17 protein-coding genes and 1 pseudogene are annotated in these 21111 nt (G+C 67.7%); 12 read left to right on the forward strand and 6 right to left on the reverse strand.

The window, feature by feature from the left end; all coding sequences use genetic code 11:
• From PHP91_RS12760 to PHP91_RS12770, 3 genes and pseudogenes are all read right to left on the reverse strand, one after another.
• Positions 1-223 (reverse strand): annotated as a pseudogene (locus PHP91_RS12760) (hypothetical protein); the annotation flags it as partial.
• A gap of 232 nt (positions 224-455) precedes the next feature.
• A complete protein-coding gene (locus PHP91_RS12765; RefSeq protein WP_300141204.1) occupies positions 456-668 on the reverse strand; it encodes a hypothetical protein in 213 nt (70 codons plus the stop codon).
• Between the two features lie 106 nt (positions 669-774).
• Positions 775-1062: a hypothetical protein gene (locus PHP91_RS12770; protein WP_300141207.1), complete on the reverse strand. Its 288-nt coding sequence runs from the start codon at positions 1060-1062 to the stop codon at positions 775-777.
• Between the two features lie 525 nt (positions 1063-1587).
• Here PHP91_RS12770 and PHP91_RS12775 point away from each other — a divergent pair.
• From PHP91_RS12775 to PHP91_RS12785, 3 genes are all read left to right on the forward strand, one after another.
• Positions 1588-2661, forward strand: coding sequence for a DctP family TRAP transporter solute-binding subunit (locus tag PHP91_RS12775; RefSeq protein WP_300141210.1), 1074 nt, complete (start codon positions 1588-1590; stop codon positions 2659-2661).
• 99 nt (positions 2662-2760) lie between these two features.
• Positions 2761-3243 carry a TRAP transporter small permease gene (locus tag PHP91_RS12780; protein ID WP_300141214.1) on the forward strand — a complete coding sequence of 161 codons (483 nt, stop codon included), beginning with the start codon at positions 2761-2763 and terminating at the stop codon, positions 3241-3243.
• 2 nt (positions 3244-3245) lie between these two features.
• A complete protein-coding gene (locus tag PHP91_RS12785) occupies positions 3246-4535 on the forward strand; it encodes a TRAP transporter large permease (RefSeq protein ID WP_300141217.1) in 1290 nt (429 codons plus the stop codon).
• A gap of 257 nt (positions 4536-4792) precedes the next feature.
• Here the strand turns inward: PHP91_RS12785 and PHP91_RS12790 are convergent, their stop codons facing one another.
• The 3 genes from PHP91_RS12790 to PHP91_RS12800 are packed head-to-tail and all read right to left on the reverse strand — an operon-like array spanning position 4793 to position 9662.
• On the reverse strand, positions 4793-7888 hold the full coding sequence (locus tag PHP91_RS12790; RefSeq protein ID WP_300141220.1) for an efflux RND transporter permease subunit: 3096 nt from the start codon (positions 7886-7888) through the stop codon (positions 4793-4795).
• 2 nt (positions 7889-7890) lie between these two features.
• On the reverse strand, positions 7891-8979 hold the full coding sequence (locus tag PHP91_RS12795) for an efflux RND transporter periplasmic adaptor subunit (protein ID WP_300141223.1): 1089 nt from the start codon (positions 8977-8979) through the stop codon (positions 7891-7893).
• Positions 8976-9662, reverse strand: a complete 687-nt coding sequence (locus PHP91_RS12800) for a CerR family C-terminal domain-containing protein (protein ID WP_300141226.1) — start codon at positions 9660-9662, stop codon at positions 8976-8978. Before PHP91_RS12800 ends, PHP91_RS12795 begins: the two co-directional genes overlap by 4 nt.
• 450 nt (positions 9663-10112) lie before the next feature.
• Between PHP91_RS12800 and PHP91_RS12805 the strand changes: the two genes are divergently transcribed.
• From PHP91_RS12805 to PHP91_RS12845, 9 genes are all read left to right on the forward strand, one after another.
• Complete coding sequence (locus tag PHP91_RS12805; RefSeq protein ID WP_300141229.1) at positions 10113-11129, forward strand: molybdopterin-binding protein; 1017 nt, start codon at positions 10113-10115, stop codon at positions 11127-11129.
• A gap of 73 nt (positions 11130-11202) precedes the next feature.
• Positions 11203-13923, forward strand: a complete 2721-nt coding sequence (locus tag PHP91_RS12810) for a molybdopterin-dependent aldehyde oxidoreductase (protein WP_300141232.1) — start codon at positions 11203-11205, stop codon at positions 13921-13923.
• A gap of 71 nt (positions 13924-13994) precedes the next feature.
• Positions 13995-16256: a pyridine nucleotide-disulfide oxidoreductase/dicluster-binding protein gene (locus PHP91_RS12815; protein WP_300141235.1), complete on the forward strand. Its 2262-nt coding sequence runs from the start codon at positions 13995-13997 to the stop codon at positions 16254-16256.
• Positions 16253-16468 (forward strand): DVU_1557 family redox protein, encoded by a 216-nt coding sequence (locus PHP91_RS12820; RefSeq protein WP_300141238.1) that lies wholly within the window; start codon positions 16253-16255, stop codon positions 16466-16468. The genes PHP91_RS12815 and PHP91_RS12820 overlap by 4 nt, the downstream gene beginning before the upstream one ends.
• Position 16469: 1 nt before the next feature.
• Positions 16470-17144, forward strand: coding sequence for a DVU_1556 family methyltransferase (gene trsM / locus PHP91_RS12825; protein WP_300141241.1), 675 nt, complete (start codon positions 16470-16472; stop codon positions 17142-17144).
• A 3-nt stretch (positions 17145-17147) separates the two neighbouring features.
• On the forward strand, positions 17148-17603 hold the full coding sequence (locus PHP91_RS12830) for a DVU_1555 family C-GCAxxG-C-C protein (RefSeq protein WP_300141244.1): 456 nt from the start codon (positions 17148-17150) through the stop codon (positions 17601-17603).
• A gap of 20 nt (positions 17604-17623) precedes the next feature.
• The gene (trsS, locus tag PHP91_RS12835) at positions 17624-19027 is read left to right on the forward strand and encodes a radical SAM (seleno)protein TrsS (RefSeq protein ID WP_300141247.1); all 1404 of its coding nucleotides are present in this window, start codon (positions 17624-17626) and stop codon (positions 19025-19027) included.
• On the forward strand, positions 19011-20309 hold the full coding sequence (locus PHP91_RS12840; protein ID WP_300141250.1) for a DVU_1553 family AMP-dependent CoA ligase: 1299 nt from the start codon (positions 19011-19013) through the stop codon (positions 20307-20309). The genes trsS and PHP91_RS12840 overlap by 17 nt, the downstream gene beginning before the upstream one ends.
• Positions 20310-20312: 3 nt before the next feature.
• Positions 20313-20999: an XdhC family protein gene (locus tag PHP91_RS12845; RefSeq protein ID WP_300141253.1), complete on the forward strand. Its 687-nt coding sequence runs from the start codon at positions 20313-20315 to the stop codon at positions 20997-20999.
• The last annotated feature ends 112 nt before the right edge of the window (positions 21000-21111 follow it).

Genomic DNA, 21111 nt, shown 5'->3' on the forward strand with positions numbered 1-21111 from the left:
CGCTGTAGTGGTTGTTCAGGGCCTTCTCTATGTCCGGAATAAAGGTCCGATGCCCCTCGATGAGGTTGCTGTAAAAGGAGTTGATGAGGCGCAACTGATCCCCGAGAGCCTGAGCCGTTTCAAGGGCTACACGGCCTTCCAAGCCTGCTGAGGCTGTCAGAACTTCTTGAGCGAGGTCCTTGAGAGGGCCGAGCGCTTTGCCCTGCGGTATGACTGGCTTCAAGGCAGTCTCCTTTTGGCTGGTTTGCTGGCTGGTTGAAGCTATGGTCTAGTTACCTAGATATACATGACTTAATTTATAGTCAACCAGGGTGTCAAAGCTTGAATTGGCTGGTTGGTTGGCTGGTTCTCCCGGGAGGTTGAAGAGAGCCCCGTGCCAAGCCGCAGGAATGACCTGAGAGCCAGGGCCAAGAAGGAAAAAGAGGTAGCAGGACGGGAAGGTTGAACAAGTGGCCTCACTTCATCGGGCCGAGCAACGCCACGATCGCGTCCGCGTCCACGCTCTCGAATTTCCGGGCGAATTCTTCCCGTTCGCGGCAGAACAGGCGTTCGCTTTTGACCGGGCGGTAGAGGATCATTTCCTGATCGTCCTGGGCGTTCGTCGCGTTGGTCACGGTGCCCAGGGCGAAATACAGGTTGCCGTTCTTCTTGTTCCGGTAAAGCGACATGTGGAATCTCCGATTGTCCCCGGCCCGTGGGTGGGAGGGGGTTTTCAATTGCTGGCGCGCCGTCGTCGGGCTGGTTCCAAGGGGAATGGGTCTGGAGCCCGGCGTCCTACTCCGCGGCCTGCCGTCGGGTGTAGACGAACAGGATGGTCGGCTCCGCGCCATACTCGTCGTCCGCCTGGAGGCCCAGTTCCAGGAGCCGGGACATGGTGAGCTTCGCCTCCGCTTCCGAGGCCAGGTGGTGCCGGGCGAGGCATTTTTCATCCTGGTTTCGGTCGGAGCCCGCGTCTTCAATGCCCACGTACCAGTCCGCATATTCGCCGCCATGGTGGTTGATGTGGCGAAGCGCCTTGTTGACCACGTCCTTGTTCGCTCGGGGTTCGTGCTGATTCGTCATGCGGGCTTGATACCGCCAAAGGGCGGCGTTGCGCAACCGTCGGCGCGGGCCGCACGGGCCGGTGCGCGGAGGCCCGGCACCCCTCGCGGCAACCGCCGGCGCACGCCGCCACGCCCCCCAAAGAGGTGGACTTTTCACACTCCCTATGCTGATATCCGCGAACCTGAGGAGGTTTGCGGGCATTGGCCGAAGGAGGCCGCGGCCCGCGAGGGGAGCCTGGGCCGGAAGGCCGGGGGCCCCGATGGGCCGGGGTCCCCGATGGGCCGGGGGGCCCGTCTTGGGGTTTTTCAAGAGGCTGGCCGGTTGCCGGATTGTCGCGCTTCCATCCGACAGTGGTCCGATCAAGTGCGGTCCCGCCGCCCTCCCGCCGTCAGGCGGGGCGCGGCCGGTGTTCCCGTTTCGGACCCTGGCCGCCGGGCCGCTCTTGTCCATATATAGCTCTTGCCGGGCCTTGCGCGGGCCGTCGGATGCGCTCCGGCGGGCGGCGGGCGGCGGCAATAATCTCTGGATGTGGAGAATTGGTCCATGTTGCATCTCAAACAAGGGAAAAAGGTGTTCGCCGCGCTCCTGGCGGCGGTCTTCATGATGGTGGCGGCTTCCGCCCAGGCTGCGGATTTCAAGAAAGAATACAAGATGCAGGTCACGGTCGGGCCGAAGCTCTACTGGGGCATCGGCGCGACCAAGTTCGCCGAGCTGGTGGCCGAGAAGACGGGCGGCCGGATCAACGTCAAGCCCTACTTCGGCTCCGCCCTGCTCAAGGGCGCGCAGCTCAAGAGCTCCCAGATGGTCGCCAAGGGCGTCATCGACTGCGCCATCGATTCCACCATCAACATCAGCCCGGTCATCCCCGAGGCGAATATTTTCCACCTTCCCTTCTTCCTCAACAACTTCGAGAACCTGGACAAGGTGAAGAACGGCAAGGCGGGCGAGGCCGTGTTCAAGGCCATGGAGGCCAAGCGCATCCAGCCCCTGGCCTGGGCCGAAAACGGCTTCCGCCAACTGACCAACTCCAAGGTCATGGTCAAGACCCCCGAGGACATGAAGGGGTTGCGCATCCGCGTCGTTGGCAACCCGCTGTTCATCGACACCTTCCGCGAGCTCGGAGCCGACCCGGTCAACATGAACTGGGGCGACGCCGTCGCCGGGTTCCAGCAGGGCGTCGTGGACGGCCAGGAGAACCCCATGGGCGTGCTCGTCCCCATCCAGATTTACCAGTACCACAAGTACGCCACCCTCTGGAACTATCTGGTCGATCCGCTCATCATCTACTGGAACCAGGCCGAGTGGCGGGCCTTCCCCAAGGACGTCCAGGACGCCATCATGGCCGCCGCCAAGGAGGCCGGGCGCTTCGAGATCGCCCTGAGCCGCGCGGGCCTGGACGACGGCTCCTCGCTCAAGATCCTCAAGGAAGAGTTCCACTACGACATGGAAGTCCCGGACCCCATCGCCTTCCTCCAGTCCAAGGGCATGGAAGTCCATACGCTTAGTCCCGAGGAGCTCGCCGCTTTCGTGAAGGCGACCCGCCCGGTCTACGACAAGTGGATCCAGGAGATCGGCCCCGAGGTCTACGAAAAGGCCAAGGCCGACCTCGGGCTCTGATCCCCTGCCTGACGAGTGTCATCTGCCCCGGAAACTCCGTTTCCGGGGCGGTCCTGTCACGGGCTCCGCTGGCCGGGGCCCGAAACGCGGAGTAAGCAGTTGAAAAAGTTATTGCTGGGCTTTCGCCTCGACCACTGGCTGGTGGCCATCTGCATGGCCGTCATGGTCGTGATCGCCTTCCTCAACGTCCTGAGCCGATACATCTTCCACTTCTCCCTGGCCGCCACCGAGGAGATCACCATCAACCTCTTCGTCTGGATGACCGTCATCGGCATCGGGCTGGCCTTCGAGCGCAGCGGGCACCTGGGCATGGTCACCTTCTTCCACCGGTTCCCCCGGTCCATGCAGAAGGCTTCCATCCTGATCTATTCCGTCCTGGCCGCCGGGCTCTTCCTGGTGCTGGACTGGTACATGATCCAGGCCATCTACGACGAGATGACCCTGTTCCAGGCCCGGTCCGCCTCCCTGGACATCCCGGTGTGGATCTACTACGCCGGGCTGCCGGTTTTCTCGGTCTTCGTCTTCCGGGGCATCTACCGCGACGCCAGGGCCCGCCTGAGCGACCGCAAGAGGGAGGACTAGCCATGGAATTCGTCATCATCCTGGCCCTCTTTCTGGTCCTGATGTTCCTGGGCGCGCCCATCGGCACCTCCCTCGGCGTCTCGGCCGTGGCCGCCATCATGTACTTCGACCTGGGCGCGGAGATGCTTGGCGTCAACTTCGCCTCGGGCATCGCCTCGTTCCCGCTGCTCGCCATCCCGTTCTTCGTCCTGGCGGGCGTCATCCTGGAGCGGGCGGGCATCGCCGCCCACATCGCCTCCTTCTTCGAACTGCTGGTCGGCCGGGCCACGGGCGGGCTCTCCATCGTCGCCGTGCTGACCTGCATGTTCTGGGGGGCCATGTCCGGCTCCGGACCGGCCACCACCGCCGCCGTGGGCATGATCCTGCTCACCCCCATGCTCAAGAACGGCTACGGGCGGGCCTTCGCCGGAGCGACCATCGCCAACGCCTCGGACCTGTCCATCATCATCCCGCCGTCCATCGCCTTCATCATCTACGGCAACATCACCTCGGTCTCGGTCTCCGCCCTCTTCGTGGCGGGCATCATCCCCGGCCTGCTCACCGGCGTGGCCACCATGCTCGTGGCCTGGTACATCTCCCGCCGCCGGGGCTACCGGGGCACCAACTGCCGGGGCTGCGCGTCCGAGCTGCTGACCGCGCTGCGCAAGTCCTTCTGGGCGATCATGGCCCCCGTGGTCATCCTGGGCGGCATCTACACCGGCATCTTCACCCCCACCGAGGCGGCCGTGGTCGCCGTGTTCTACAGCCTGTTCGTGGCCGTGGTCATCTACCGGTCCATCGGCTGGCGCGACCTGATCCAGATCCTCGTGGATTCGGCCATCACCAGCTCGGTCATCATGTTCATCGTGGCCTTCGCGGGCATCTTCACCTGGGCTGCCTCGGTCACCGGCGTCATCGACGCCCTGGCCGGGCTCATCATCAAGATATCGCCCAACGCCGTGGTCATGATCGTCCTGGTCAACGTCCTGCTCTTCGGCCTGGGCATGATCCTGGACGCCATCTCCATCTCCTACCTGCTCATGCCTATCCTGATCCCGGTCCTGTCCGCCTTCCACGTGGACCCGGTCTTCTACGGCGTCATCTTCATCTCCGCCCTGGCCATCGGCCAGGCCACGCCGCCGGTCGGCGTCAACCTCTTCACCGCCGCCAACCTGGCCCGCTGCGAAGTGGACGAAATCGCCAAGGAGGCCATCCCCTACGTGGCCATGGACTTCGTGGTGCTCATCGTCATCTCGCTCATCCCGGCCCTCTCTCTCTTCCTGCCCCAGTGGGCCGGGCTCTACACGCCGTAACACACACCCCCGCGCCGCTCCGGCCCCCCCGGAGCGGCGCGGTTCTTTCATGCGGCGGGCACGGCAAGGGAATGCCTCCGACGGCCAGGGCGCTGCCCTAGACCCGGCAGGGACGAAGCCCCTGCACCCCATTCTCCGCTGCGCGGGCGAGCGGCTCGGGGGATTGAGATTTGTTGGCGGGAGGATTGGCTGGCGGCGCCCTGGTCTCCCCGAAGGGGCCGCCGGAGGCATTCCTGTCTCCGGCGGCTTTTTCGGGCTTACAGTAGTTGTTTGGTGTCGTCCGCCGCTTCCAGCACGGCCGGGTCCCAGGCGTAGTCCTTGAACGGTTGGCGGAAGAAGATGGCGTAGAGGACGGGGCAGAGGACGAGGGTCAGGACGGTGGCCACGGAGAGGCCGGACATGATGAGGTTGGCCATGGGCCGCCACATTTCGCCTCCCTGGAGGGAGAGCGGGACCATGCCGATGATGGTGGTGGTGGCGGTCATGATGATGGGCCGGGCGCGCTCCAGGGCGGCCACGACGATGGCGTTTCTGGTGTCCATGGACCGCTTGCGCAGGATCTCGATGCGGTCGATGAGCATGATGGCGTTGTTCACGATGATGCCGAGCAGCGAGATCATGCCGAGCATGGCCATGAAGCCGAAGGGCGCGTTGGTCAGGAGCATGCCCGCCGAAATGCCGATCATCATGGGCGGCAGGGTCAGCAGGATGATGACGGGCCGCCGGACCGAGTTGAACTGGAAGACCAGGACCAGGACGAGCAGGCCCATGGCCAGGGGCATGTTGGCGTTGATGGCCTCCTGGGACTCCTGGGATTTCTCGAACTCGCCGCCGTACTCCACGGTGTAGCCCAGGGGCCAGTCGGGCGCGGCCATGAGCTTGGCCACCTCGGGGCGGACGCCTTTCAGGATGGACAGGGCGTAGTAGCCGTCGGCCACGTCGGCCTTGATGGTGATGGTCCGGGTCTGGTCGCGGCGGCGGATGTCCGACGGCTGCCAGTCGAAGCGGGTGGTGGCCACCTGGCTCAGGGGGACGCTCTTGCCGGTGTCGTAGGAGTAGACGTTGAGAGAGTCGAGCTTGTCGAGGCGGCCCCGGTAGCCCTCGTCGTTGCGCAGCAGGATGGGGATGATGGTGTCCCCCTCGCGGTAGTCCGAGGCGCGCAGCCCGCTCATGGCGGTCTGGAGGGACACGGCCACGTCGAAGCTGGAGAGCCCGGCCTCGCGCGCCTTGTCCTGGTTGACCTGGACGAGCATCTTCTTGGTCCACAGCCCCCAGTCGTCCCAGACGCGGTCCACGCCCGGCTGCTGTTCCATGATGGCGGCGATCCTGTCGCGCTCGGCGTAGAGGGTGGCGATGTCCGGCCCGGAGAGGCGGATCTGGATCTTGGCGCCCACCGGCGGGCCGTTCATCAGCTTGTTCATGGAGTAGTCCGCGTCCGGGAAACGCTCGTCCATAACCTTGCGGGTGCGGTCGATGACCCGGTCCACGGCCTCGATGGATGTGGTGTTGACGATGAAGGTGGCCAGGTTGTCGTTCTTCTGCTCCAGGTTGAGGGGCAGGTACCAGCGCGGGCCGCCGTGGCCCACGAAGTCGCCCACCGAGACCACTTCCTTGTCGGCGAGCAGGACCTTTTCCAGCCGGGCCACGCGCCGGGAGGTGGCGGTGATGTCCGTGCCGTAGGGCTGCCAGAAGTCGATGGTGAACTGGGCGCGCTCGTTGGGCGGGAAGAAGAGTTTGGGCACGAACCGGAAGGCCCACATGGACACGGCGCAGCACAGGATCATGCCGCCCACGAACACGGTGCGGTGCTTCAGGCTCCAGAGCAGCAGGGCGCGGTAGAAGCGGTAGACGCGGCCCGCGTATGTCTGGACCACGACCTTGGGCTTGAGGACGTAGTAGCAGAGCATGGGCACCATGGTCATGGACAGGGCCCAGGAGCAGCCCAGGGTCAGGGAGACCACGATGAAGAGCGAGGTGCAGAACTCGCCCACGGGCTTGTCGGCCAGCGGGATGGGCAGGAAGGCGAAGATGGTGGTCAGCGACGCGGCCAGCAGGGGCATCCACAGCTCGGAGACCGCGCCGGTCACGGCCTTCATCCGGTTCTGGCCCGAGGCCAGGCGGACCAGGATGGACTCCGAGACCACCACGCCGTTGTCCACCAGGATGCCGAGCGAGATGATGAGCGAGGCGATGGAGATGCGCTGGAGCCCGACGCCCAGGGAGGGCATCAGGGCGATGCTGCCGAGCATGGCCATGGGCACCAGCGACCCGGCGATGAGCCCGGTGCGCAGCCCGGCGAAGGCCAGGATGATGACCACGACGAAGGCGAAGGATTCCAGGAGGTTCATCATGAAATCCCGGATGGCCGCGTTGACGTAGTCGGGCTGGAAGACCAGGACGTCCGCGTCCAGGCCGACGAAGAGGTCGCCCCGGATTTCGTCCAGCTTCTTTGCCACGCGCTCGCCCAGCTCGGTGATGTTGCCGCCATCGACCATGGACACGGCCAGGATCAGGCCGGGTTTGCCGTTGAAGCGGGCCATGGTGGAGGGCGGGTCCGCGAACCCGCGCGAGATGTCGGTGACGTCGGCCAGGCGGACCGAGGTCTTCTTGCCCGGCGGGCGGATGGCGATGGAGTGGATGTCCTCCACGCCGCTGAACTCGCCGGTGGGTTCGATGACGATGCGCTCCGGGCCGAGCATGCTGGAGCCGCTGGGCTGGAGGGTGTTCTGGCGGTCGATCATCTGGGCCAGGGCGAAGGGCGAGACCCCGGCCGCGCCCATGCGCGAGTTGGTGAAGTCCACGAAGATGCGCTCGGCCTGGACGCCCCAGCGATCCACCTTGCCCACGCCGTCCACCTTGAGCAACTGGTCGCGCACGTCGTCGGCGGCGTCCTTGAGCTCGCGGTAGGAGAATCCGTCGCCGGTGATGGCCACGACGATGCCGTAGACGTCGCCGAATTCGTCGTTGACCACCGGGGTCTGGGCCTCGCCCGGCAGGTCGGGCTGGGCGTCGTTGACCTTGTTGCGCAGCTTCTGCCAGATGGGCTGCATGTTCTTGATGTGGTCCTGGAACTCCACCTTGACGATGGAGAAGCCGCTCATGGACTGGGACTCGACGTTCTTGAGCTCGCTGATCTCGCGGATGCGCTCTTCGAGCTTGTCCGTGACCAGTTCCTCCACGCGCCTGGGGGACGCGCCGGGAAAGACCGTGGTGATGACGGCCGTGCGGATGGTGAAGTCCGGGTCCTCGGCCTTGGGGATGGAGAAGAAGGTCATGACCCCGCTCACCGCGATGAGCAGGAAGAGGACCAGCGAGGTGCGGTTGTTGGTGATGCACCACTTGGCTGGATTCACGGCTAGTTCCCCACATCCTGCTTGACCAGCCGGACCTTCATGCCTTCCTTGAGCCGGCTGGCCCCGCGGATGACCACGATGTCGCCGGGGCGGACGCCGTCGGCGATCTCAAGGCCCGTGGCGGCGAGGCGGCCCACGGTGACCTTGCGGCTGTGCACGGTCTCGGTGGCCGGGTCCACGATCCAGATGCGGCGGGCGCCGTCGGGCTCGCCCACCACGGCCACCGGGGGCACGAAGTGGGTGGCCCGGCCGTCCTTGCCCGTGAACCGGACGTGGCCGGACATGCCGGAGCGGATCAGCCGCTCCGAGTTGGGCAGGTGGACCTTGACCGGGTAGGTGGAGCCGGTGGCCGAGTCCACGCTGACCTCGGCCACCTTGCCCTCCATGGTCTTGCCGGGCAGGGCGTCGAAGGAGACCTCCACCGCGTCGCCCTCCCGGACCTGGCCGATGTAGGTGTCGGGCACGGCGATGTACATCTTCATCTCCCGGCCCGCGTTGAAGGTGACCACGGGCTCGCCCGAGGCCACGTTCTGGTGCCTGTTGGCCTTGACCTGGCCGATCCAGCCGTCAAAGGGCGCGGCCAGCGTGGTGTAGGAAAGCTGTTTGCTGGCGATGTCGAGCTGCTTTTGCGAGGCGCTCATCTGGGCCGCGTAGGACTTGAAGTCCGCATCGATCTGGTCCATCTCCCCGCGCGAGATGACGCTGCGCTTGAAGAGCTCGGTGTTGCGCTCAAGGTCCGCCTTGGCCCGGACGTAGTTGGCCCGGACCTGCTCCAGGTTGGCCCTGGCCTGGCGGAGCTGGAGCTCGTAGTCCACCGGGTCCAGACGGGCGATGACCCGGCCCTTCTCGAACCTGCGGCCGATCTGGTCGCCGGGGAAGTCGACGATCTTGCCGCCCACGCGGAAGGAGAGGGGGGTGGCCAGGGCGTCCTCGGCCGTTCCGGCGAAGGTCCACTGGCGGGCCATGTCGAAGTCGCGCACGGTCATGGTCTTGACCGGGCGGACCGGCTCGGGCTCGGGGGCGGGTTTGCCGTTGCAGGCGGCGACGAGGGAGAGCGCGCAGAGCAGCGCGAGGCCGGAAAGCCGATTCATCTTGCATCCTCCATGGGCAGCCCGAGCAGCCCCCTGATGCGTTTTTTCATGATGGCGGAGAGGTCGTCCAGGTGGCTCGCGTAGCTCTCCCAGCCCAGGCGGCGGGTGATGAGCGTGTGGGCCTCCAGCAGCTTGAGGACCATGCTGATGACGCAGTGGCCCGTGAGGATGACGTCCTCCCGGGATGCGCCCGCCGGCAGAACGCCTTCGGTCAGGGCGCAGAGGGAGTTGAGCGAGGGAGTGAAGAACTCCCTGGTCAGCCCCTCGAACCATTCCGAAGGCTGGGCCAGCTCGCGGGAAACGATGAAGGCGGCCCAGGCCAGTTCGCTGTGGCCGAGCAGCTCGCGCACGAGTTGGTCCACGAACCAGTCCGTGACCGCGCACTTGCCCCGGAGGTCGCGCCCGGCCGTCTCGAAGCGGTCGAGAACCTCCTCGCATTTGGGAAATATCTCGTAGCGCACGGCGATGATCCGTTCGAGGATGGCCTGGTAGAGGCCGGACTTGCCCCCGAAGTGGTAGCCCACCGTGGCCAGGTTGACCCCGGCCTCGGCCGCCAGGGTGCGCATGGAGACGCCGTCGTATCCCTTTTGGGCGAACAGGCGCGAGGCCACCGCGAGCAGCGTCGCCCTGGTCTCCTCGCCCTGCGCCTTGCGGCTGATGGTCCTTGCCTTTTCTGCGGCCATGTGGCCCTCCCGCGTCTGTCGGCGGATGATTCCGGCGGCCTTCCTGTTAGTTCATCGTCGGGACCAAGTCAAACGTTCGTTCAAGATCTGACGCCAAGGTTATCCAGGCCCGTTGCGCCTCACTTTCCGGCCGCCTTGGGCCGGATCGGGGAAAAAGGGCGGCGAATTCCGTTGCCGCGCATGAATATGTTACATCCCGCCATGTTGTTATATTGTGCCGAATGTGGCCTAGTCTGTTGACTGAACGATTTTGCAGAGGTACATTGTGTGCAAATAGGCATAATAAAGCCTGTGCAGCGAAGCGGCTCTCCCGGGGAGAGGCGGCTGTGGCCCGAAGCCCGAAGCGGCGGTGGGCGCCTCCCGGAAAGGGTGGCGCGCCGCAGGCGGGCAAGGGTCCGGACGGCCGGGCGGGCGGCTTCCGGGCGCAAGTCGTAAGTGGGGTAATCACAAGTGAAGACCGTTCCCGTACAAGATGCGGTGGGCATGGTATTGTGCCATGACATGACCCGCATCGTCCCCGGCGAGTGCAAGGGCCCCGCGTTCCGCAAGGGCCACGTCATCCGGGAGGAAGACATCCCCGCCCTTCTCGAAATAGGCAAGGAGCACGTCTACGTGCTCAACCTGGAGAAGGGAACCATCCATGAAAACGAGGCGGCGGAGCGCATAGCCAGGGCCGCCGCCGGGCCGGGCGTCTCCCTGACCCCGGTCTGCGAAGGGCGCATCAACTTCCAGGCCTCGCCCGGCCTGCTCGACGTCAACGTCGAGGCCCTGACCCGCATCAACTCCATCGAGGAGGTGGTGCTGGCCACCATGCACAACGGACAGCAGGTCACCGAGCCGCGCGCCGTGGCGGGCACCCGCGTGGTGCCCCTGGTCATCGACGAGTCCAAGATCGAGCGGGTGGAGGCCATCTGCGCCGAATACCCCTATGTGGTCGGCGTCCGGCCCTTCATCCATCACAAGGTCGGCCTGGTGACCACCGGCAGCGAGGTCTATCGCGGCCGGATCAAGGACAAGTTCGGCCCGGTGATCCGCAAGAAATTTTCCCAGCTCGGCTCCACGGTCATGGACCAGCGGCTTACTTCGGACGATCCGTCCATGACCCGCGACGCCATCCTCGCCTTCATTGCCGAAGGCGCTCAGATGGTGGTGGTCACGGGCGGGATGTCCGTCGACCCGGACGATCAGACTCCCACGGCCATCCGGTCCACGGGAGCCGAGGTCATCACCTACGGATCGCCCACCTTCCCCGGCGTCATGTTCCTGTACGCGGACCTGGGCGGCGTGCCCATCCTCGGGCTGCCGGGCTGCGTCATGTACTTTCGCGCGTCGGTATTCGACCTGGTGGTTCCCCGCTTGCTGGCCGGGGAGGAGGTGACCCGCGAGGAGATCGTGGCTTTGGGGCACGGGGGATTCTGCGCAACCTGCGACGTATGTCGCTATCCCGTCTGCCCCTTTGGGAAATGACGACAGGTGTAAGAATTTCAACCAGAAATTTGCAAAGAGCAAGACCGTACTTACATCAAGGAGGAATACTGTCATGATCAAAAGGACACTTCAGGTGAACGGGGTCACTCGCCAGGTCGTATGCGACGGCGAGGAGTCCCTGGCCAATGTGCTGAGGCAGAACCTCGGCCTGACCAGCGTCAAGATCGGCTGCGATTCCGGCGTCTGCGGCAGTTGCACCGTCATCAAGGATGGCAAGCTGACCCGGTCCTGCCGCACCAAGATGAAGAAGGTGGACGACTACGCCACCATCCTCACCCTTGAGGGCATAGGCCTGCCCGGCAAGCTGCATCCCATCCAGTTGGCCTGGATCGCCTTCGGCGGGGCCCAGTGCGGCTTCTGCACGCCCGGCTTCATCGTCTCCACCTATTCCCTGCTTGAGGCCAACCCGAAGCCGAGCCGCGAAGAGGTCCGCGAGTGGTTCGAAAAAAACCGCAACCTCTGCCGCTGCACCGGCTACAAACCGCTGGTGGACGCCGTCATGGCCGCCGCCGAGGTGATGCGCGGCGAGAAGACCGAGGATGACCTGCTCTTCAAGATTCCCGAGGACGGCCGCATCTGGGGGACCAAGTACCCGCGTCCGAACGCCGTGGCCAAGGTCACCGGGACCTGGGATTTCGGCGCCGACATGGGCCTGAAGCTCCCGGCCGGGACCCTGACCTGCGAGCTGGTGCAGGCCGAGGTCTCCCACGCCAACATCAAATCCATCGACGTCTCCGAGGCCGAGAAGGTCCCCGGCGTCGTCAAGGTCGTCACCCACAAGGACGTCAAGGGCAAGAACCGCATCACCGGCCTGATCACCTTCCCGGACAACCTGGGCGACGGCTGGGACCGTCCGATCCTGTGCGACGAGAAGATCTTCCAGTACGGGGACGCCATCGCCATCGTCTGCGCGGAAAACCCGCAGGCGGCCAAGGAGGGCGCCAAGAAGGTCAAGGTCGAGATCGAACAGTTGCCGGAATACATGAGCGCGCCCGCGGCCATGGCGGACGACGCCATCGAGATCCACCCCGGCACGCCCAACGTCTACTACCGGGCGAAGATCGCCAAGGGCCCGGACACCAAGTCCATCTTCGACGGCGCCGACGTTGTCGCCGAAGGCTCCTACTACACCCAGCGCCAGCCGCACATGCCCATCGAGCCCGACGTGGGGTTCGCCTATATGAACGATGACGGCAAGCTGGTCATCCACTCCAAGTCCATCGGCCTGCACCTGCACATGTACATGATCGCCCCCGGCATCGGCGTCGATCCCGCGAACATGGTCATGGTCCAGAACCCCACCGGCGGCACCTTCGGCTACAAGTTCTCGCCCACCATGGAAGCCCTGGTGGGCGTGGCCTGCCTGGCCACCGACCGCCCGGTGTTCCTGAACTACACCTGGTACCAGCAGCAGACCTACACCGGCAAACGCTCGCCGCAGTTTACGAGCGTGCGCCTGGCCGCCTCCAAGGACGGCAAGCTGCTCGGCATGGAGACCGACTGGACCGTGGACCACGGCCCGTACTCGGAGTTCGGCGACCTGCTCACCCTGCGCGGCGTGCAGTTCATCGGCTCGGGCTACGACATCCCGGCCATCCGTGGCGAAGGCCGCTGCGTCTGCACCAACCACTGCTGGGGCGCGGCCTTCCGCGGCTACGGCGGGCCGGAGGCGGAGTTCCCCTCCGAGGTGCTGATGGACGAACTGGCCGAGAAGCTGGGCATGGACCCCTTCGACCTGCGTTACAAGAACATCTACCGCAAGGGTTCCACCACCCCCACCGGACAGGACCCCGAGGTCTACTCCCTGCCCGAGATGATGGACAAGCTGAAGCCCAAGTATGACGCCGCCAAGAAGAAGGCCGCCGCCGACTCCACCGCCGAGATCAAGCGCGGCGTGGGCCTGGCCGTGGCCGTGTACGGCGCGGGCCTGGACGGCCCGGACTCCGCCGAGGTGGACGCCGTCCTCAACCCCGACGGCACCGTGACCATCTTCTCCTGCTGGGGCGACCACGGCCAGGGCGCCGACATGGGCACCCTGGGCACGGCCCACGAGGCCCTGCGCCCGCTCAAGCTGACCCCCGGCCAGATCCACCTGGACATCGGCGACACCAGCAGGGCCCCCAACTCGGGCCCGGCCGGCGGTTCCCGTTCCCAGGTCATGGTCGGCCAGGCCACCAAGAACGCCTGCGACCAGCTTGTCGAAGCCATGCGCAAGCCCGGCGGCGGGTTCCGCACCTATGACGAGATGGTGGCCGACGGCAAGGAGCTGCGCTACAACGGCAAGTGGACCGCTCCGGCGGGCGCCATGGACGAAAACGGCCAGGGCAATCCGTTCTCCTGCTACATGTACGGCGTGTTCATGGCCGAGGTGGCCGTGGAGCTCGCCACGGGCAAGACCACGGTCGAGAAGATGACCATGGTCGCCGACGTGGGCAAGGTGAACAACTTCCTGGTCGTCGACGGCCAGCTCTACGGCGGCATCGCCCAGGGCATCGGCCTGGCCCTCTACGAGGACTACGAGGACATCAAGAAGCACTCCAACATGGTCGGCGCCGGTCTTCCGTCCATCAAGAAGATTCCGGACGATATCGAGCTGATCTATGTGGAGTCCCCGCGTCCTGCCGGCCCGTTCGGCGCCTCCGGCACCGGCGAGATCCCGCTCTGCGGTCCTCACCCGGCGATCATCAACGCCATCTACAACGCCTGCGGCGTCCGCATCAGGGAGCTGCCCGCCTACCCCGAAAAGGTGCTGGCCGGGCTCAAGGCCCTGTAGTAGCGTAACGTAACCCGGTGGCGGCCCCGGCTTCGGCCAGGGCCGCCACTTTCATTCAAGGGGGGAGGCACATGGAACAGAAGGAACTCAGGGCCTGGGAGGCCCGGTGCGTCCAGGAGGAAACCGTTCGGTGCACCGCGGCCTGCCCCCTGCACGTGGACGCGCGGACGTTCTGCAAGCTCATGGCCGAGGGTCGCATGGACAAGGCCTGGGCCGTGCTGGCCAAGGTCATGCCCCTGCCCGGCGTTCTGGCCCGGCTGTGCGACGGCCCGTGCAAGGCGGCCTGCGTGCGCAAGGACGCGGGCGGCGCGGTGGAGGTGGACGGCCTGGAGCGCTACTGCGCCTCGGCGGCCAAACCGGTGGCCCCGCCCCGGCCCCTGCCCGCGCGCAACAAGCGCGTGGCCGTGCTCGGCGGGCACCTGGCCGGACTGTGCGCGGCCTGGGAGCTGGCCCGGCGCGGGTTCGAGGTCACCCTGCGTTGCGTCGACCCGGGCGGCCCCCTGCGCGACCTGCCCGAGGCGGCCCTGCCCAAGGGCGCGCTGGATGGGGAGATCGAGAGCCTTGCGCGGCTCGGAGTGACCTTCGAGGCGTGCGCAGCCCTGACCCCGGCCCTGCTCGACGCCGAGCTGGCGGACAAGGACGCGGTCTTTGCCGACGGCGACGCCTTTCCGGCAATTTTCGACGGGTGCGGCCTGCCGGACCCGCTCACCCTGGGCACCCAGCGGGCCGGGCTCTTCGCCAGCGCGCCGGGCGAGCCTTCGGCCGTGCTCCGCGCGGCGGCGGCCCGGCGGGCGGCCAACTCCGTGGACCGCTACCTTCAGGGCGTGTCCATGGTCACCGCCCGCGAGCTGGAGGGCCCCTGCGCCACCCGGCATTTCACCAGCCTGGAGGGCGTGGCCCCGGTCCCGCCCGCGTGTCCCGACGGCTGCCCGGACGAGGCCGCGGCCAGGGCCGAGGCGGCCCGCTGCCTCCAGTGCCAGTGCCTGGAGTGTCTCAAGGGATGCGCCTACCTGCGCCACTTCAAGGGCTATCCCAAGGTCTACGCGCGCCAGATCTACAACAACGAATCCATTGTCCGGGGCACGCGCACGGCCAACAAGATGATAAACTCGTGCATGATCTGCGGCCAGTGCGAGGCGGTCTGCCCCGAGGACTTCTCCATGGCCGACCTCTGCCTGGACGCCCGGCGGACCCTGGTGGCGCGCGGCCAGATGCCGCCCTCTGCCCACGAGTTCGCCCTGCGCGACATGGCCTTTGCCGACGGCGGCCGCTGCGTCCTGGCTCGGCACGCGCCCGGGACCGGGAGCTCGGCCTACGTCTTCTTCCCCGGTTGCCAGCTCGCCGCGTCCGACCCGGACGGGGTGGCGGCGGCCTATGCGGACCTGCGCGCCCGGCTGGGCGACGTGGGGCTGATGCTTCAGTGCTGCGGCGCGCCCGCGCACTGGGCGGCCCGGGACGCCATGGCCGACGATGCCGCCGCCGCGCTGCGCGCCCGCTGGGAGGGGCTCGGCTCCCCCCGGATCATCGCGGCCTGCCCCACCTGCATGCAGGAGCTGGCCCGGACCCTGCCCGGCGCGGAGATCGTGTCCCACTGGTCCGTGCTGCGCACCCTCGGGCTGCCGGACGGCGCGGCGGGCGGCGGCTCCCTGGCCATCAGCGACCCCTGCGCGGCCCGGCGCGCCCCGGTCCTGCGCGACGACGTCCGCAACCTGCTTTCCGGCCTCTCCGTGGACGCGGCCGAGCCGCGCTTCACGGGCGAGACCACGCCGTGCTGCGGCTTCGGCGGCCTGCTTTCCGAGGCCAACCCCGAGCTGGGGCTGGCCGTGGCCCGCGATCGGGCGCAGTCCATGGACCGCGACTGGGTGACCTACTGCGTCATGTGCCGCGACATGATGGCCCGCGCCGGGGGCCGGGCCCTGCACCTCTACGACCTGCTCTTCCCCCGTGTGGAGGACCCGGCCGGCCGGCCCGCGCCCGGCTATTCCGAGCGGCGCGAGAACCGCGTCCGGCTCCGGGAGCGGCTGCTGCGCGAGGTCTGGAACGAGGCGGCCGACCACGAGGCCGAGCCCTTCGAGGCGGTGCAGGCCGCCTTTACCGAGGCGGCGGCGCAAAATATGGAGACCCGGCGCATCCTGGCCAGCGACGTGCGGAAGGTGCTGCTCCAGGCCGAGCGCTCGGGCAAGCACCTGCTGAGGACCGAGACCGGCCGCCGGGTGGCTTCCTTCCGCCCGGCCGTGGTCACCTATTGGGTGGAATATGAACCGGCGGACGACGGCTACCTGGTGCACAACGCCTGGAGCCATCGCATGCGCATCAAGGGAGGCCAGCCGTGAGCCTGATAAAGTTGCCGGAGCTGGACGGGGCCGGGTGGACGTGTGCGTCCTGCGACGAGCCCCTGGTCCCGATGGCGAGGGAATTGGAATACCTGGATTCGAAGTTCACCGTGGAGCTGCCGACCTGCCCCAAGTGCGGCTACGTGCTTATCCCCGAGGAGATCGCCATTGGCAAGATGTTCCGGGCGGAGCAGCTCATGGAGGACAAGTAGGGTGGAGACGGCCGCGCCCCTGTGGGAGCGGTCCGCCCTGCGCGACGCGGCGGGCGAAACCCTGCGCCCCGGCGGCTTCGCCCTGACCGACCGTGCGGCCGAACGGATCGGGCTCACCCCCGGCCGTCGCGTCCTGGACGTGGGCAGCGGCCTGGGGGCCACGGTGGCCCGGCTGCGCGCCCGCTACGGCGCGGACGCCTGGGGCGTCGAGCCGTCGGCCGTCCAGGCGGAGCGGGCCGGGAGCCGCGCCCATCTGGTTCGCGCCGTGGGCGGGGCCCTGCCGTTCCGCTCCGGTTTTTTCGAAGCCGTGTTCTGCGAGTGCGTCCTTTCCCTGCTGCCCGACCCGGCGGCCGGGATGGGCGAGTTCGCCCGCGTTCTCGCGCCGTCGGGCCACCTGGTCCTGACCGACCTGTGCGCCGTGGCGGGCGCGGGGCGGGAGCTGGGCTGCGGCTCGACCTCCATTCCGGCGGCCGGCCAGTCCTGCGCGGACCGGGCCATGCCCGTGGCGGCCGTGCGCGCCCTGGCGGAGGCGCACGGCCTGGACGTGGTTGTGGTGGAGGACCATGCCCGCCACCTGCGCGACCTGGCGGCTCGGCTGATCCTGGCCGGGGAGGCCGGGTTCCCGTGCGGGCGCGGGCTCGGATATTATCTGATGATAGCCCGAAAAGGGGGATAGACCATGCTGGACGACAACGGCCTCAGACTGATGGAGCTGGCGGGCAGGAAGTATTGCTGCACGCAGATGATGGTGATCCTCGCCCTGGACGAGCTGGGGCGCGAGAACCCGGACCTGGTCCGCGCGGCCTCCGGGCTGTGCATGGGGCTGGGCGACTGCGCCGGGCCGTGCGGCGTGCTCACGGGCGGGGCCCTGGTGCTCGGCCTGTACGCGGGCCGGGGTCTGGACGACGAGGCCCCCCTGGACGCGCTGCCCCTGATGCTCGAAACCTATCGCGACTGGTTCGCCGAGACGACCCGTCCCTACGGCGGCACGACCTGCGGCGACATCCTGGAGGGCGGGTGCGGCAAGCCCCACAAGGAGCGGTGCGGCGGCCTCGTTGCCTCGGCCGGCGAGCGGCTGCGAGAGATTCTGGTGGAGAACGGCCTGGACCCCGCCGCGGGAAGGGAAGAGGCGTGAGCCGAAGGTCGGAAGGAAGCGTGAGTCCGGGGGGGGGCGAAAGCGCGGCCGCCGAGCCGCGCTCGGTCTGCCCGGTCTGCCTTCGGCCCATCCCGGCCCGGCACGAGACCCTGGCCGGGGAGACCTTCCTGGTCAAGGCGTGCCCGGAGCACGGCGAGTTCCGCACCGTGGTCTGGCGCGGCGAGCCCGACTTCTACGCCTGGGCGCGGCCCAAGATTCCCTCGCCGCCCCGCCATCCCTTCACCCGCGCCTCACGCGGCTGCCCACTGGACTGCGGCCTGTGCGACGCCCACCGCCAGCACACCTGCACCGCGCTCATCGAGGTGACCTGGCGCTGCGACCTGGGCTGTCCGGTCTGCTTCGCGTCCTCGGGCAAGGTCGCGCCGCCCGATCCCTCGCCCGCGGCCGTGGCCCGGCTCCTGGACCGGGTGGTGGAGGCGTCCGGGCGTTGCAACCTCCAGCTTTCGGGCGGCGAGCCCACGGTGCGCGACGACCTGCCGGACCTGATCCGGCTGGCCAAGTCGCGGGGGTTCCCCTTTGTCCAGCTCAACACCAACGGTCTGCGCATCGGGCGGGAGCCCGGCTATGCCCGCACCCTGGCCGAGGCCGGGCTGGACTCGGTATTCCTCCAGTTCGACGGCACCGGGGACCCCGTCTACGCCCGGCTGCGCGGCAGACCGCTGCTGCCGGTGAAGCTGGCCGCCCTGGACGCCCTGGCCGAGGCCGGGATCGGCATCGTCCTGGTGCCCACGGTGGCGCCGGGGGTCAACGACCACGACCTGGGCGCGATCATCCGGCTGGCCGCCGCCCGCTCGCCCGCCGTGCGCGGGGTCCATTTCCAGCCCGTGAGCTATTTCGGCCGCTATCCCGAAGCGCCGGACGACGCGGCGCGCATCACCCTGCCCGAGATCATGCGCGCGCTGGTGGAGCAGACCGGCGGGGCCATGCGCCTCAATCATTTCACCCCGCCCGGCTGCGAGCACTCGCACTGCTCGTTCCACGCCAACTACGTGGTCGGCGAGGACGGCGCGCTGCACCGGCTGGGCGAGGGCGGCGGCTGCGGCTGCACGCCCGGCTCGGCCTCGCGCCCGGCCCGCCCGGCGTCGGAAGGGGCGGACAAGTCCAAGGCCTTCGTCAAGCGGCAGTGGGTGGCCCCGGCGCTTGACCCCGCACCGGAAAAGCTGTCGCCCATGGCCCCCCGGGACGACCTGGACCGCTTCCTGGCCAGGGCCGCCACCCACACCCTGGCGGTGTCGGCCATGGCCTTCCAGGACTGCTGGACCTTGGACCTGGAGCGGCTCAGGGGGTGCTGCATCCACGAGGTCTCGCCCGACGGGCGGCTCATCCCGTTCTGCGCCTACAACCTGACTTCCATGAGCGGCGAAACCCTGTACCGGGGCCGGTGCGATGATCCCGAAGCTTGACCGATGCCTGGCCCGGCGCATGGGCCGCGACGAGCACGTCCCGGTGCCCGACGCCGAACTGCGCGCCTGGCAGTTGGACCGCCTGCGCCGCATCGTGGCCCACGCCAAGGCCAACAGCCCCTTCTATGCCCGCCGCCTGGCCGGGGTGGACCCGGCGTCCGTCCGCTCCTTCGCGGACTTCGCCCGGCTGCCGTTCCTCCAACCCGACGACCTGCGCCGGGGGCCGGAGCAACTGCTCTGCGTCTCCCTGGACGAGATAGCCCGGGTGGTCACCCTGACCAGCTCCGGGACCACGGGCGAGCCCAAGCGCATCTTTCACACGGCGGGCGACCTGGAGGCCACCACGGACTTCTTCGCCCTGGGCATGTCCAACATGACCGCGCCCGGCGACACGGTCCTGGTGCTCCTGCCCGACGAACGGCCCGGCGGCGTGGCCCGGCTCCTGGGCGAGGCCCTGGCGCGCGGCGGGGCGCGGGCCGTGGCCCATCCGCTCGACGACGCGGACCGGGCCGTTGACCGCTGCCTGGCGGAGGGCGCGAAATGCGTCATCGGCTCGCCCGCGCACCTCAACCTGCTGGCCCTGGCCTTTGCGGCGCGCGGCGTGCCGGCCGGAACCCTGCGCTCGGTCCTGCTCTGCTGGGACGCCGTCCCGGACGCCGTGGTCCGCAACTGCGAGCGGACTCTGGGCTGCGCCGTGTTCCGCCACTGGGGGATGATCGAGACCTGCCTGGGCGGCGGGGTGGAGTGCTCGCCCGGCTCGGGCCTGCACCTGCGCGAGGCGGACATCTTTCTGGAAATAGTGGACCCGGCGACCGGCGACCCCCTGCCGGACGGCGTGACCGGCGAGCTGGTGCTGACCACGCCCCTGCGCCTGGGCATGCCCTTCATCCGCTATCGCACCGGCGACCTCGGGCGAATCCTGCCGGGCGTCTGCCCGGCCTGCGGCAGTCCGTTGCGACGGCTGGACCCGCGCGTCCGCCGGGCCGACGAAGGCGCGGCCGGGGATTTTCCGCATCTGGACGAGCTGAACGAGGTCCTCTACTCCGTGGACGGCCTGGGCGACTTCGCGGCCGGGCTGGAAGGCGGGCGGCTCACGGTGCGCTATTGCGGCCTGGGCGACGGCCTGGGCGAAAAGGTGCGCTCCGCCCTTGAAAACTCGCCCCTGCTGGGGCAAGCTCTCCGGTCAGGGGATATGGCGATCGATCTGGTCTTTGGAGGGGGGCTTGTCCCGGCCGTGCCGGGCCTGGGCAAGCGTAAAATCCGAAGCGGCGAGGAGAATTGATACGTGAAATCCCTGATCCGGTCCCTGTGCGGACTTCTTGACGACGGCGAATCCTTTGTTTTGGCCACCGTGGTGGAAAGCTCGGGCTCCACGCCGCGCTCTTCGGGCGCGAAGATGGCCGTGCGCGCGGACGGCTCCATTCTGGGCACCGTGGGCGGAGGCCTGGTGGAGGCCCAGGCGCGCCGCGACGCCAGCGCCCTGCTGACGGACGGCGGGGAGGACGGCGTCGCCCGCCTCGCCTTCGTGGACATGACCCGGGAACTGGCCGCCAACTCCGACATGATCTGCGGCGGCGGCCTGACCGTGCTCCTGGAGGTGATGGAGCCCGGCGGGCAGGGGGCCCTGGCCCTGGCCAAGGTCGATTCCCTGCTCCGGCGCGGCGTCCACTCCGCCCTGAACACCCGCATCGCCGGGGCCGGCGACGACCTGCGCGCCGTGAACCACGTCATCACCACCGGCCCGCAGGGGACCGCTCCCTCCTTCGCCCGCGACGACGGGGGCATGCGCCTTTCCGAACCCATGATCCCGCCCGCGCCCCTCTACATCTTCGGGGCCGGGCACGTCTCCCTGTTCACAGCCCGCGTCGGGACCATGATCGGCTTTCGCACCGTGGTCCTGGACGACCGCGCGGAATACGCCAACCGCGAGCGCTTCCCCGAGGTGGACGAGGTGGTGGTCCTTAGAAGTTAGAAGAAGTAGCGTTAGTAAAGTTAGCATTAGTAGCGTTTAAGTTAGTGATGGTAGCAGTAGCTATTTGAGCTGTACCAAAGATAGGGTTATCAGTGAAAATATATGTAATGTT

The organism is Pseudodesulfovibrio sp., assembly GCF_028692895.1.
Taxonomy (GTDB): Bacteria; Desulfobacterota; Desulfovibrionia; order Desulfovibrionales; family Desulfovibrionaceae; genus Pseudodesulfovibrio.

Excerpts from the sequence above, each read along its gene's own strand:
- PHP91_RS12765 (WP_300141204.1), bottom strand. The coding sequence starts at position 668 with ATGTCGCTTTACCGGAACAAGAAGAACGGCAACCTGTATTTCGCCCTG.
- PHP91_RS12770 (WP_300141207.1), bottom strand. The coding sequence starts at position 1,062 with ATGACGAATCAGCACGAACCCCGAGCGAACAAGGACGTGGTCAACAAG.
- PHP91_RS12775 (WP_300141210.1), top strand. The coding sequence starts at position 1,588 with ATGTTGCATCTCAAACAAGGGAAAAAGGTGTTCGCCGCGCTCCTGGCG.
- PHP91_RS12785 (WP_300141217.1), top strand. The coding sequence starts at position 3,246 with ATGGAATTCGTCATCATCCTGGCCCTCTTTCTGGTCCTGATGTTCCTG.
- PHP91_RS12795 (WP_300141223.1), bottom strand. The coding sequence starts at position 8,979 with ATGAATCGGCTTTCCGGCCTCGCGCTGCTCTGCGCGCTCTCCCTCGTC.
- PHP91_RS12800 (WP_300141226.1), bottom strand. The coding sequence starts at position 9,662 with ATGGCCGCAGAAAAGGCAAGGACCATCAGCCGCAAGGCGCAGGGCGAG.
- PHP91_RS12810 (WP_300141232.1), top strand. The coding sequence starts at position 11,203 with ATGATCAAAAGGACACTTCAGGTGAACGGGGTCACTCGCCAGGTCGTA.
- PHP91_RS12815 (WP_300141235.1), top strand. The coding sequence starts at position 13,995 with ATGGAACAGAAGGAACTCAGGGCCTGGGAGGCCCGGTGCGTCCAGGAG.
- PHP91_RS12830 (WP_300141244.1), top strand. The coding sequence starts at position 17,148 with ATGCTGGACGACAACGGCCTCAGACTGATGGAGCTGGCGGGCAGGAAG.
- PHP91_RS12840 (WP_300141250.1), top strand. The coding sequence starts at position 19,011 with ATGATCCCGAAGCTTGACCGATGCCTGGCCCGGCGCATGGGCCGCGAC.